At 68.8% G+C, this 11,748-nt stretch carries 15 protein-coding genes; 3 read left to right on the forward strand and 12 right to left on the reverse strand.

The window, feature by feature from the left end; translation table 11 throughout:
- Position 1 precedes the first annotated feature (1 nt).
- From AC07NG_RS10095 to AC07NG_RS10105, 3 genes are all read right to left on the reverse strand, one after another.
- The gene (locus AC07NG_RS10095) at positions 2-553 is read right to left on the reverse strand and encodes a lipocalin family protein (RefSeq protein WP_494593724.1); all 552 of its coding nucleotides are present in this window, start codon (positions 551-553) and stop codon (positions 2-4) included.
- 3 nt (positions 554-556) lie between these two features.
- The gene (locus AC07NG_RS10100) at positions 557-1,090 is read right to left on the reverse strand and encodes a lipocalin family protein (protein WP_487292382.1); all 534 of its coding nucleotides are present in this window, start codon (positions 1,088-1,090) and stop codon (positions 557-559) included.
- Positions 1,091-1,416: 326 nt separating this feature from the next.
- Positions 1,417-2,541, reverse strand: a complete 1,125-nt coding sequence (locus tag AC07NG_RS10105) for a ferritin-like domain-containing protein (RefSeq protein WP_110119468.1) — start codon at positions 2,539-2,541, stop codon at positions 1,417-1,419.
- A 157-nt stretch (positions 2,542-2,698) separates the two neighbouring features.
- On the opposite strand from AC07NG_RS10105, the gene AC07NG_RS10110 reads away from it, so the two are divergent.
- Complete coding sequence (locus AC07NG_RS10110; protein WP_494593726.1) at positions 2,699-3,403, forward strand: NAD-dependent deacylase; 705 nt, start codon at positions 2,699-2,701, stop codon at positions 3,401-3,403.
- Between the two features lie 182 nt (positions 3,404-3,585).
- On the opposite strand, the gene AC07NG_RS10115 is transcribed toward AC07NG_RS10110, so the two are convergent.
- The 5 genes from AC07NG_RS10115 to AC07NG_RS10135 form a co-directional block, all read right to left on the reverse strand.
- Positions 3,586-4,071: a tetratricopeptide repeat protein gene (locus tag AC07NG_RS10115; RefSeq protein ID WP_487292380.1), complete on the reverse strand. Its 486-nt coding sequence runs from the start codon at positions 4,069-4,071 to the stop codon at positions 3,586-3,588.
- A 34-nt stretch (positions 4,072-4,105) separates the two neighbouring features.
- The gene (locus AC07NG_RS10120; RefSeq protein WP_492856767.1) at positions 4,106-4,999 is read right to left on the reverse strand and encodes a LysR substrate-binding domain-containing protein; all 894 of its coding nucleotides are present in this window, start codon (positions 4,997-4,999) and stop codon (positions 4,106-4,108) included.
- A 28-nt stretch (positions 5,000-5,027) separates the two neighbouring features.
- Complete coding sequence (locus AC07NG_RS10125; protein WP_492856768.1) at positions 5,028-5,219, reverse strand: hypothetical protein; 192 nt, start codon at positions 5,217-5,219, stop codon at positions 5,028-5,030.
- Positions 5,220-5,483: 264 nt separating this feature from the next.
- Positions 5,484-5,894 carry an SWIM zinc finger family protein gene (locus AC07NG_RS10130; protein ID WP_494593729.1) on the reverse strand — a complete coding sequence of 137 codons (411 nt, stop codon included), beginning with the start codon at positions 5,892-5,894 and terminating at the stop codon, positions 5,484-5,486.
- The gene (locus AC07NG_RS10135; protein WP_492856770.1) at positions 5,891-6,292 is read right to left on the reverse strand and encodes a metallopeptidase family protein; all 402 of its coding nucleotides are present in this window, start codon (positions 6,290-6,292) and stop codon (positions 5,891-5,893) included. Before AC07NG_RS10135 ends, AC07NG_RS10130 begins: the two co-directional genes overlap by 4 nt.
- 121 nt (positions 6,293-6,413) lie before the next feature.
- Between AC07NG_RS10135 and divL the strand changes: the two genes are divergently transcribed.
- Both divL and AC07NG_RS10145 read left to right on the forward strand, forming a co-directional pair.
- A complete protein-coding gene (divL, locus tag AC07NG_RS10140) occupies positions 6,414-8,723 on the forward strand; it encodes a cell cycle protein kinase DivL (protein WP_494593732.1) in 2,310 nt (769 codons plus the stop codon).
- A gap of 86 nt (positions 8,724-8,809) precedes the next feature.
- Positions 8,810-9,298: a GNAT family acetyltransferase gene (locus tag AC07NG_RS10145; protein WP_494593734.1), complete on the forward strand. Its 489-nt coding sequence runs from the start codon at positions 8,810-8,812 to the stop codon at positions 9,296-9,298.
- 16 nt (positions 9,299-9,314) lie between these two features.
- Here AC07NG_RS10145 and AC07NG_RS10150 read toward each other — a convergent pair whose 3' ends face one another.
- The 4 genes from AC07NG_RS10150 to AC07NG_RS10165 are packed head-to-tail and all read right to left on the reverse strand — an operon-like array spanning position 9,315 to position 11,497.
- Positions 9,315-9,878 carry a GNAT family N-acetyltransferase gene (locus tag AC07NG_RS10150; RefSeq protein WP_494593736.1) on the reverse strand — a complete coding sequence of 188 codons (564 nt, stop codon included), beginning with the start codon at positions 9,876-9,878 and terminating at the stop codon, positions 9,315-9,317.
- On the reverse strand, positions 9,853-10,380 hold the full coding sequence (locus AC07NG_RS10155; RefSeq protein ID WP_487292373.1) for a phage tail protein: 528 nt from the start codon (positions 10,378-10,380) through the stop codon (positions 9,853-9,855). The genes AC07NG_RS10150 and AC07NG_RS10155 overlap by 26 nt, the downstream gene beginning before the upstream one ends.
- A 15-nt stretch (positions 10,381-10,395) precedes the next feature.
- Positions 10,396-10,929, reverse strand: coding sequence for a phage tail protein (locus AC07NG_RS10160; protein ID WP_494593738.1), 534 nt, complete (start codon positions 10,927-10,929; stop codon positions 10,396-10,398).
- A gap of 25 nt (positions 10,930-10,954) precedes the next feature.
- Complete coding sequence (locus AC07NG_RS10165) at positions 10,955-11,497, reverse strand: phage tail protein (RefSeq protein ID WP_110119455.1); 543 nt, start codon at positions 11,495-11,497, stop codon at positions 10,955-10,957.
- Positions 11,498-11,748 lie beyond the last annotated feature (251 nt).

Consider the following 11,748-nt stretch of genomic DNA (forward strand, 5'->3'; position numbering starts at 1 on the left):
CCTAGCCCGGCGCGTGCTTCGTCACCCGCAGCCGCGAGACGTCGTAGCCCATGGCCTTGGCGCGGTCGGTCAGCTGCTGGGTCAGGGCCGGGGTCGGCTTGTCGCGGGTCAGGAGCCAGAGATAGCGGCCGCTGCCCTCGCCGACGATCGACCAGCTGTAGTCGTCGGCGTGGTCGAGCACCCAGTAGTCGCCGACGAAGAACGGGCCGAAGAACGACACCTTCAGCTTCGCGCCGGTCACCTTGTCGGCCAGCTTGGCCTTGCCCAGGCTGATCTTCTCGACACCTTCGGGACCGCCCTGGCGGCAGGTGTTGCGCACCTCCACGAGGCCGTCGGGGCGCAGGGCGTATTCGGCGGTGACGCCGTCGCAGCCCTTTTCGAAGTGGAAGTCGTAGCGGGCGGCCTCGTACCAGAGGCCGAGATAGCGCTTCAGCTCGACGCTCTTGGCCGGCTGCGGCGGGCTGGGATTGCCGGTCGGGCGGGCGGCGCAGGCGGCCGCCGCGCCCAAGGCCAGCAGGACCGCGCCGACGATGGCCGGGGAGACGCGCCGCATGCGTCAGGCTTCCGGCTGCTGTGGGAACACCAGCTTGGCGTAGCCCAGCGCCTTGACCCGGGCCAGGGCCGCCTCCTTGGCCGCCTCGTCCATCACCGGCTTGCGCGACAGCAGCCAGACGAAGTTGCCGCCGGGCGTGGCCATGATCGCCCAGGACTCGTCGTCGGCCCGGTCGAGCACCCAGTATTCCTGCTTCTTCATGCCGCCCAGGAAGCTCATCGAGAACTTGGCGTTCTCGGATCCGGCGACGATCTTGCCGGTGGTGTTGAAGGTGCGGGCTTTGCCGCCGGCGCTGTCGCGGCGGCAGACCTGGCGCACCGAGAAGCTGTCGGCGGTCCTGGCCGTGAACTCGGTGGTCGGGGCCTCGCAGTTGCGCTGGCCCGAATTGGGGGTGCGGGCGATCTCGTACCACTTGCCCGTATAGAAGCCGGCCGCCACCGGCTTGGACGGCGGCTGCGCGCCGGCGAAGGCCAGCATCGGGCCCATGGTGGTAAGGGCGGTGACGACCGCCGCGATGGTGATCAGGCCTGCTCGCATTCCGACACCTTGCTGCTTGCCCCCTTGCTGGTTGCCAGGGGAGGCGGGCTTTTCGCCCTGCTCAAGTTCATCCCTCGAACGGAAGCAAACGCAAGGCGGCGCAGGGGTGTTCCCCTACGGGTCGTATCGCCGACGGGGTGGGTGGCGGCGCACCGCCGCCAAATAACGTCCCGTCATTCCCGCCCTTGTGGCGGGAACCCCTCTGTCAGCCGCAGGGTCAGGAGGGGGCGGCGTGCTCAGCACGCCGCTTGCGCTTCCCTTGCTAACGGAACCAGGGTTTCCCGCCACAAGGGCGGGAATGACGGGAGTTTAGAGGGCTTTAGCGCCTACTCCGCCGCGATGGTCACCGGGGCGACGCGGTCCTTGAAGTTGATGGCCTGCAGGTGGCGGATGCCTTCCTCGGCGATGTCGTCGCCGACCATGCGGTCGCCCTCGGCGCGCAGTTCGTCGAGGTCGACGTACATGGCGTAGAAGGCCTTGGTGCGGTCGGTGATGATGCCGGCGTTGAGCAGGGTCTTCACCAGCACCCGGAAGATGTTGGTCTGCTCCTTCATGTTCTCCCGACGCAGGTCGTCGGTCATGATCTTCCCGTACTCCTCGACCACCTTGTCCGGATCCAGGCCGAACTCGCGGTAGAGATCCAGCTGCTGGTGCGGCGAGACGAGGTTGAACAGCAGGGTCTGGAAGCAGTGGGCCGCCCAGTCCTCGATGATGGCGTGCTCCTCGGGCGTCAGCTTGGGCACGGTGCGGTCGGCCCAGATCTTCCCGAACTTGTGGTGGAAGGCCTCGTCGGTCATCACCAGCTGCAAGAGCTTCTTGCCGAGCGGATCGTGGATTTCCTTGAAGAAGGTGGCGAAGGCGCCCATGGCCAGGCCCTCGACCAGCATCTGCATGCCGATGATCTTCTTGTAGACCTCGGGGGCGGCGATGATCTCGACCAGCAGGGTCTTCAGCGCCGGGCCGCACTCGACCGGCTTGCCCCAGCGGGCCTTGATGTACTTGGCGAAGGCGGTGACGTGGCGCGCTTCTTCGCGGGTCTGGTTGGCGGCGTATTCCTGCGCGCCCTGGTCCTTCAGCACGTGGCACAGGCTGGCCGACAGGTTCAGCGCGCCCTGCTCGCCGTGCAGGATCGACGAGAAGCTGCGCAGCACCGACTGGTTGATGAAGCGGGTGCGCTGCTTGGGATCGGAGAGGTGATTGGAGACGTAGTCGGTCGACAGGGCGATGACCAGTTCCTCGGGAACCAGCGGCTGGTTCTCCATGTCGAACGGCTCGTCGAAATCGATATAGGCCTTGTCGAGCGGGTCCCAGAAGTGGTCGTGAGTGGCCGAGATGATCTTGTCGAAAGCGGTCGAGCGGTTGTTGTACCGGTCGAGCTCGAGCATGGACTCGAAGTCGTCGGGCGCCACGGCGTCGTACATGGCGTCCTTGGTGATGTTCTTGTCCGTCACGGTCGGCTCCTCTCCTGTGGGCGCGGAGAGGGCCCGTCTGGCGCGGGCCTCTATCCGAGTGAACACTGTCCACTCAAACTTCCGGTACGGTCAAATTAAAAATGACGATGGCGTCACCTTCGCCGCAGTCGCTTGAAGCAGAAAGAGAAACGCCGCCATGGGCTTGAACGTCTTCGTGCTTACCGGAGCCGGGGTTTCCGCCGAGAGTGGGCTGGGCACCTTCCGCGACGAGGGCGGGGTGTGGACCCAGTACGACCTTTCGGAGGTGGCCACGCCGCAGGGCTTCGCCCGCGATCCGGCCAAGGTGCGGGCCTTCTACAACGCCCGTCGCGAGAACCTGGCCGGGGCGGCGCCCAACCCCGCCCACTTCGCCCTGGCGCGGCTTCAGACCGAGCTGGCGGCGCGGGGCGGGCGGCTCTTCCTCTGCACCCAGAACGTCGACGACCTGCACGAGAAGGCCGGCTCGACCGAGGTCGTCCACATGCACGGCGAACTGGCCGTCACCCGCTGCCACGCCTGCCAGGCGACGCGTCCCGATCCGGGTCCGCTCGACGCGGCGGCGGTCTGCGAAGCCTGCGGCGAGGTCGGCATGGCGCGGCCGCACGTCGTCTGGTTCGGCGAGACGCCGCTGTTCATGAACGAGATCTTCGACGCCCTGGAGGAGGCCGACCTCTTCGTCGCCATCGGCACCTCGGGCTCGGTCTATCCGGCCGCCGGCTTCGTGGGCGAGGCGCGGCGGATGGGGATCCGCACCTGCGAGATCAATCTGGAGCCGTCCGACAACGCCCGGGCCTTCGACGAGCGCCTCTATGGTCCCGCCGGCGAGGTCGTGCCGCGCTGGGTGGAGAGCGTGCTGGCCTGAGGCGGATCGGCATTCGGCGGCCCGGGCTCATTTTTCACCGAGCATCCCCGCGAAGGCGGGGATCCAAGCCGAGGTCGCAATCGACCCACGGCCGCGCCTCATCCTGAAATCCAGCTTGGGTCCCCGCCTTCGCGGGGATGCACGGATTTGAAGGTCGCGAACAGCTGACTGTCGATACGGTCCTAGGCCAGGCGCGGCCGGAACTGCTCCATCAGCGCCTCGGCCTCGTCGGCGTCGTCCTCGTAGACGGTGTCGGACGACAGCACCTTGGCCAGGCACCGCACGGCCGCCTCGACCGAGCGCCGCACGCCGATGCCTTGCAGATAGCACTTGGCCAGTTGCAGGCAGGCGGAGTCGTCGCCCGCCGCCGCCCCGCGCGCGAACCAGCGGACCATGGCGCGATGGTCGCCGCGCTCGCGATAGAGGATGGCGATGTTGTTGGCCGCGACCGTGCAGCGGGCCTGCCGCCAGGCCCGCTGATAGAGGCGCATGGCCTCGTCCTTGTCGGGCGGGGCGCCCAGGCCCGTGTCGTGCATGTAGGCCAGGTTGGTCAGGCCGGTGATGTCGCCCAGGTCGGCGCAGCGGGCGTAGCCCTCTCGGGCGCGGGCGTAGTCGCCGGCCTGCTCGGCTTCGCAGGCGATGTGCAACAGGGCTTCGGTCTCGATCATCGCCCCAGCTATGGCACAGGCGCGGCGGCGCGGCCTAGTCCTTCGCCGCCGGTTGCGGGATCAGTTCCAGGAAGTTGCGCACCAGGGGCGAGGCGTCGCCGGCCCGGGTGGCCAGGGCCAGGGGCACGCGCGGCGTCGCGCCGTCGAGCGGGCGATAGACCACCCCCCGCACGGCCAGCTGGGCGATCGAGCCGGGGATCATGGCCACGCCCAGGCCCGCGGCGACCAGGTTGATCATCGCCACGATGTGCGGCGTCTCCTGGGCGATGACGGGCTCGAACCCCTCCTGCGCGCAGGCCTGCCGGATCAGGCCCAGGAAGGTGCGCCCGATCCCCTGCGAGAAGATCACGAACGGCTCGCCGCGCAGCTCCGCCACCGGCGCCCGGGCCTGGGTCGCCAGCCGATGGCCGGCCGGCAGGGCCAGCACCAGCGGCTCCTCGCCCAGCGGCAGCAGGTCTAGACCCTCGGCCGCGACATTGCCCGGCCGCACGAAGGCCGCGTCCAGTTCCGCGCGCCGCAACCGCTCGGCCAGGCGGGCCGAATGGCTCTCCTCGACGATCAGGCTGGCGTCCGGATATTTCCAGTGGAAGACGGCGAAGGCCTCGGTCACCGCCGGGTGGAAGTTGGCCGACGAGGTGAAGCCCACCCGCAGCGCGCCCACGTGGCCGCCGCCGGCCCGGCGGGCGGCCTGCAAGGCGCGGTCGGCCTGTTCGAGGATCTGGCGGGCCTCGGCCAGGAACACGCGGCCGGCCTCGGTCAGTTCGGCCCCGTGCGGGCGGCGCAGGAACAGGGGATAGCCGATCTCGGTCTCAAGGTCGCGGATCTGCTGGCTCAGCGGCGGCTGGCCGATGCCCAGGCGCGCGGCCGCCCGCGTGAAGTTCAACTCCTCCGCAAGGGCGACGAAATAGCGGACGTGGCGCAGTTCCATGGACGGGACGGGGACTCGAAAAGCGGGTTCAGGCTGGTGGAAACTTGCCCGGAGGCGCCGGCCGGCTGGCCTTCCACAGCGTGACGGCCAGGGCCGCCAGCGCCGCGGGAACCAGGGCGACCAGCCATACCAGCACCACGGCCGTCAGTTGCAAGACCGACAGCAGGACCACGAGGGTCTTGTTCTCCGGCTTGCCGACCTTGGCGCGAGGGGTGAACACGGGACGCAATCTCTCGCAACGCGGCTGACCGCCACGCGTCCACGTCGTGGAGCGTCGGGCGGCCAGTCGTCAGCGGTGTTGCATCAACCTCCGACGAATCTGCGGAAAGTATTGCGCAGAATCCGTGATATTCAATCGCAAACTCTCGTGACGAGGGATATTGTGCTTTTACGCACCGATCATTGAGCGAAACCGGGCGATAATCGCCGTTTTATCCTCAGGTATTGCTCAGAACTCTTGATCGATTGCTTTTAGCTATCGCCGTCAGGCTTCCAGGCTGGCCAGCACCTTCGGATCGCGCCGGGCCAGATCGATCAGGCGCTCGACCAGCGCCTCGCGGCTGTCCAGGGCCAGGCCGTCGCGCAGGCGGGCCATGCGGTCGCGCACCGCCTGCAGGCCGGGCTCGTCCAGGCCGTTGGCGGCGACCACCACGGCCGCCTGGTGCTTGCAGGCGCCGAACTTCTCGAAGCCCGGACAGTCGCAGCGGCCTTCGCCGGCGGGGCTGCGCAGCTCGACCACATAGAGGTCGCCGGCGCTGCCGGTGACGTGGGCGGTCACCGCGTCGTCCTCGATCGCCACCAGGTCGACGTCGCCCTTTTCGGCGATGGCCACGCCGCTTTCGAACCAGCGCTCGTCCATGCGCTCGCGCCAGGTGTCGGTGTCGAAAAGGCTCATGCCTCGTCCTCGATGCGGTGGATGTCGTCGTCCGACAGCCCGAAATGGTGGCCGATCTCGTGGACCAGCACGTGCTCGATCAGCTCGCCCAGGGTGACGTCGCCGCGTTCGGTCCATTCGTCCAGGATCGGACGGCGATAGAGGAACACCATCGACGGGTTGGGCAGGGTGTCCAGCACCGAGCGGCGCGACAGGTCCACGCCCTGGTAGAGGCCGGTCAGCTCGAACGGATCCTCGATGCCGAGACTGGCCAGCACGTCGTCGGTGGCGAAGTCGTCGATGCGGAAGACGACGTCGCCGGTCAGGCGGCGGAAGTCCTCGGGCAGGGCGTCGAAGGCGGCCTTGGCCAGGGCGGCGAAGTCGTCCAGCGAGGGGGCGAGGCGGTCGGTCCAGGTCATGGACTCCAAATAGCGTCATTCGTCCTGTGGGGAAGGGCTGATCGCGCTCTCGCCGCGCGCGGTCTAAGCTGCCAAATCTGATTCGACCTTTCCGCCTTGTTGGGGCCTAGCGACACGCCGGATGACATCGCTTGATCTGATCCTGGCCGCGGCGGCCGGCGCGGTCTGCCTGGCGATCTGCGCCACCCTGTGGGCCCTGGCCCAGCGGCGCGCCTTCGACGCCCGCATGGCCGCCATGCTGCGCCGCCTGCAAGAGCTGGAGAGCGGCTCGCTCGCCACCCAGGCCTCGTCCGAAGCCTTCGACAACGCCCTGGTCGCGGTCGAGGACGGCTCCGCGCGCCTGGTCTCCGGCGAGGACAGCCTGGCCGCCTGCGCCCAGGTGCTGGGCGTCGCGGCGACCCCCGATGCGGTGGTCCAGGCCCTGGCCGTCGGCGATCCCGACCACGCGGCCCGGCTCAAGACCCTGTTCGAGCGCGGCGAGGCCTGCGCCTTCGAGGCCCGTGGTCCCGGCGGCCGGGTCATCGTCGAGGGCCGCGCGGCCGGCGCCCTGGCCTGGCTGCGCCTGGCCGCCCAGACCGGCGACGCGGGCCTGCCCAGCGCCGCCCGCTTCGCTGCCTTCGTCGACGGCCTGTCGGAACCGGCCTGGATCGCCGCCGCCGACGGCGCCCCGACCTGGGCCAACGCCGCCTATCTGCGCGCCACCGGCGTCGAGAACGCCCAGCAGGCCGCCCGCGACGGCAAGACCTTCGACCGGGCCGTCGACGCCCTGGCCGTCGAGACCGCCGCCAAGGGCGAGCGCCGCGAGACCGTGCGCTGGACGCCGATCGACGGCCGCCGCCGGGCCTTCCGCTTCACCGTCAAGCCGCTGGAAGGCGGCGGGGCCGGGGTGTTCAGCGCCGACGTCACCGAGGTGGAAGACGTCCGCGAGACGCTGAAGAACCACGTCGCCGCCCACGACGAGACCCTGAACCACATCGCCGACGGCGTGGCGATCTTCAGCGCCAGCCGCCGCCTGTCGTTCCACAACACCGCCTTCGCCGACCTCTGGGGCCTGGAGCCCGCCTGGCTGGCCGAGCGGCCGACCCATGGCGAGGTGCTCGACCGCCTGCGCCAGCGTCGCCGCCTGCCCGAGACGGTCGACTACGCCAAGTGGAAGGCCGCCGAACTGGCCCGCTACGAGGACCTCGGTCCCCAGGCCGACGAGCTGTGGGACCTGCCCGACGGCCGCACGCTGAAGGTGGTCCGCCAGCCCCACCCGCTGGGCGGCATGCTGCTGCTCTATTCCGACATCACCGGCGAGCTGCGCCTGAAGGCCCAGTACAACGCCCTGATCCAGGTGCAGCAGGCCACGCTGGACAAGCTGAACGACGCCGTGGCCGTGTTCGGCTCCGACGGCCGCCTGCGCCTGCACAACGAGGCCTTCGAGACCTTCTGGAACGTCACCCCGCTCGCGCTTCAAGCGGCCGGCGACTTCGAGGGCGTGGTCGAGCTGTGCGTGCGCCGCCTGCACGACCTGACCTTCTGGCGCGAGCTGAAGGGCCGGGTGGCCGATCCGGATCCGCAGATGCGCGCCCCCACCTCGGGCGAGGTGCGCACCTCGGACGGCCGCATCGTCGTCTACCAGAGCCGGCCGCTGCCCGACGGCGCGACCCTGATCGCCTTCGCCGACGTCACCGACACCCGCCACCTGGAAAGCGCCCTGGCCGACCGCTCGGCCGCCCTGGCCGAGGCCGAGCGGCTGAAGCGCGACTTCGTCGGCAACGTCTCCTACGAACTGCGCACGCCGCTGACGACGATCATCGGCTATTCCGAGCTGCTGGAGCGGGCCGAGGGCCTGCACGAGCGCGGCAAGGGCCACGTGGCCGCCGTGCGCGCCGCCGCCACCCAGCTGGCCCGCTCGATCGACGACGTGCTCGACATGGCCCAGATCGACGCCGGCGAAATGGCGCTGGAGATCGAGGACATCCGCGTCGGCGACCTGCTGCAAGGCGCCTTCGATCGTGGCGGCAAGGACGCCGAGATCGGCGGCGTCACCCTGGAAGTGATCTGCGAGGAAGAGGTCGGCCTGATTCGTGGCGACGCCAAGCGCCTGAACCAGACCGTCGACCACCTGGTCGAGAACGCCCTGCGCCAGACGCCGCCGGGCGGCAAGGTGACGATCTCGGCCACGCGGGCGCTGGGCGAGGTCAAGCTGCACGTGACCGACACCGGCCGGGGCGTGCCCTTCCACGTCCAGGCCCACATCTTCGACCGCTTCGTCGGCCGTGATCGCGGCGGCCCGGGCCTGGGCCTGGCCCTGGTCAAGGCGCTGGTCGAGCTGCACGGCGGCTGGGTGGCCCTGGAAAGCGAGCCGGGCGCCGGCTCGACCTTCACCTGCCATCTGCCCGAAACCCAGCACCCCGGCGCGGCCCAGCCGGAGTTCGGGTTCTAGGCTCTTTGGCTGCGGCCGCTTGATCGGCGCGAAACGGCTTTCCGGCCCGGGCGTTGTGTCGGGACCTCCAAGGCGAGCCGGAGCCGATGCACCTTCTGATCCGCGCCGCCTTCGCCGGCGCCAGCCTGCTGCTGATGATCGCGTCCCTGGCCCTGGTGGCGCTGGGTTTCGCCGACGTGCTGCAGAGCCTTCGCCAGGCTCAGGGCGACGGAGCGGACGCCGTGCTGGACGGCCTGGGCTACCTGATCGTGGCCATCGCCGTCTTCGACGTCGCCAAGTACCTGTTCGAGGAGGAGGTGCGGCGGGGCAAGGAAAAGCGCAGCGCGGCCGAGGCCCGGCGCAGCCTGACCAAGTTCCTGTCGACCATCGTCATCGCCCTGTTCCTCGAAGGGCTGGTCGTGGTGTTCAAGACCGCCCGCACCGACGTGGCCCTGCTGGTCTATCCGACCATGCTGCTGCTCGCCGCGGCCGTCATCCTGGTCGCGCTGGGGGCGTTCCAGCGCTTTTCGGCCGCGGTCGAGGAGAAGGTGGGCGAGGACGACGACGCCGAGGAGCGCAAGGAGCGCACGCATTGAGCGCGCGCAGGCGCTCTCAACGCGCCGGCCAGTCCATCCGCCAGTGGGTCGCGGTCTCGCCGGTGGCGGCGAAGCCGAGGCGCTCGTAGAGCGTCCGTGCGCGGACATTGTCCTTGAGCACGTGCAGCCAGACGCCTGGGGAGCCCTGGCGCCGAGCCTGGGCCTGGGCGGCCTTCAGCAGGTCGCCGCCGATCCCCTTGCCGCGCACCAGCGCCAGCAGGCCGATATCGACCACCAGCAGGCCTTCGGGCGTGTCGTCCAGATAGAGCCGGCCGACGGCCTTGCCGCGCCGCTCGACGATCAGCCGCCAGGCGTGCGGATGGGCGCGGCCGAAATGGGCGTCCTGCAGGTCGTACTGGCTGTCGGTGAAGGCGCGCTTCTGGGCCGGCGGCCAGTCGACGGCCGCCAGTTCCCCGGCGCGCAGGTCGGCATAGAGGTCGCGAAGGAAAAACGTGTCCTCGAAACGGATCGAGCGAAGGGCCAGGCCCTTCGCTCGCCAGTTTACGGGCGCGAGGTTCGGCGGCGGGACAGGTCCCGCCGCCGACGCCGTCAGGTCAGTTGAAGCTGGGGAAGACGCCATAGAGCGCGATCGACCAGTTCAGGGCCAGGAGCGGCGAGTTGTTCTCGTGCGGCAGACCGCCGCCCGTGGGCAGGATGGTGTTGGGCGCCAGCGACGTATTGGGCGACTGGGCGGCCAGGAACACCTTGGTGGCGCCTTGCGAGATCAGCGCGCCCGAGGTGGGGGCGGCCGACCGCGTGGCGGTGCCGCCGCTGTAGGTCTGGAAGGCGTGGGTGTGCTGCGGGATCGTGTCGGTCGTCAGGGTGACGCTCGACGTCCCGAAGGTCTCGCCGATCGTCCGGGGCGACAGGCCGGCGCCCGTGCCCTGGTTGGCGACGCCGCGGTTGACCAGGTTCGGCAGCTGGAAGGTGCTGCTGCCGTTGCCGCCATAGTAGGTGCCCAGCAGCGAGAACAACGCGGTGTTCTGCTGGACCGCCAGGGTGGCGCCGTTGCACAGCGCCCACTGGTAGGGCGCGTAGCTGAAGGCGAAGAGCTGGATCTCGCCGACGAAGGGTTCGCTCATGGTTGGATCTCCAGCTCAGTTTTGCGACGGGAAGATGCCGAAGGCGGAAATGCAGATCGACACGGTCAGGGTCGGCGCGCAGTTCTGGTGCGGCTGGCTGCCGCCCGTGAGACCGACGGCCTCGGTGTCCATGGCGACCACCGTCGTGCCCGCGGCGTCCGGCAGGTAGAGCGTATCGGTGCCGCCGATCGTGCCGGGGAACAGGGTCGGCCCGGGGGTGATGGCGGTGGACGCGCCAGCGACCGCGACCATGGTGTGGTTGTGGGCCGGGATCTGCTGGGTGATCAGCGTCACTTCTTCCGTGCCCGACTTCTGGCCCAGAACATAGGTGCTGCCGCCGGGCAGGGTGCCCCAGTGGATCGGGCGACGGCCCTTGAGGTCCGGAATCCCGAAGGTGGTGATCCCGTCGCCGCCGAAGGTGGTGCCGAGCAGGGTGTAGAGGGTCTGGTAGTCCGCGATCGACAGCAGTCGTCCATCGCAGGGAAACCATCCCGTGGGCGTGCGCGAGAAACCGAACGCACGAATCTCGCCGACATACGGCTGGCTCATTTTAGAACTCCGTTTTGACGGCTGATCAGTTGCGCGAGGGGTAGATGCCCGACAGGGCGATCACGAACGTGATGGCCTCGTAGGGCTGCAGGTTCGGGTGCGGCTGGGTGCCGCCCGTCACGCCGATCGTGGCCGGATAGAGCGGCTGCAGGGAGCCTCCGCCTTGCGCCACATAGGCCGACGTCGTGCTGACGCTCGAGGTCGCGAACAGGCCGCCGGTCGGGTTGCGCCCGCCGCCTACCTGGGTGGTGGCCGTCGCCGTGTGGGTGTGCGACGGCAGGTTGCTGGTCAGCAGCGTGACGTTCTCCACGCCCGTGACCGTGCCCAGTTGATAGGGCGCCGGCTGCCAGGACGGATCCACCGAACTGCCGAAACCGACCGGCGTTCGGCCGCGCAGGTCGGGTAGGGCGAAGTTGGAAACGCCGTTGCCGCCGTAATAAGTACCCAGCAGCGAAAATAGCGCCGTATTCTGATTGATGGGCAAAAGCTGCCCGTTGCAGAAGGCGAAATACTTCTGCGCGAAGTTGTAGCCGGTCATCATGACCTGGCCCATGAAGAATTCTGCCATAGCCCTCCCCCGGGATAGACGCGCAAGGAGTGCGCGCCCAGGCCAAGCATGGCCCGGGATAAAATCAACTGTAAAGCGAAAAACCGAGATCTCGGTTTTTGTCTGGACTGTCAGGTTCCGGACTAGTCGCAACCAAAGAATGCGAATTTTTTGAAATCTGTGCATAAATGCACTGGAGCGGGCAATTAATTCGCTCTAGCGTTGAGATGGGGCGGCTGTGCGTTTTGGCCGCGAAACGCGTTTGGATTGTG

Source organism: Caulobacter sp. GW821-FHT10C03, assembly GCF_059415485.1.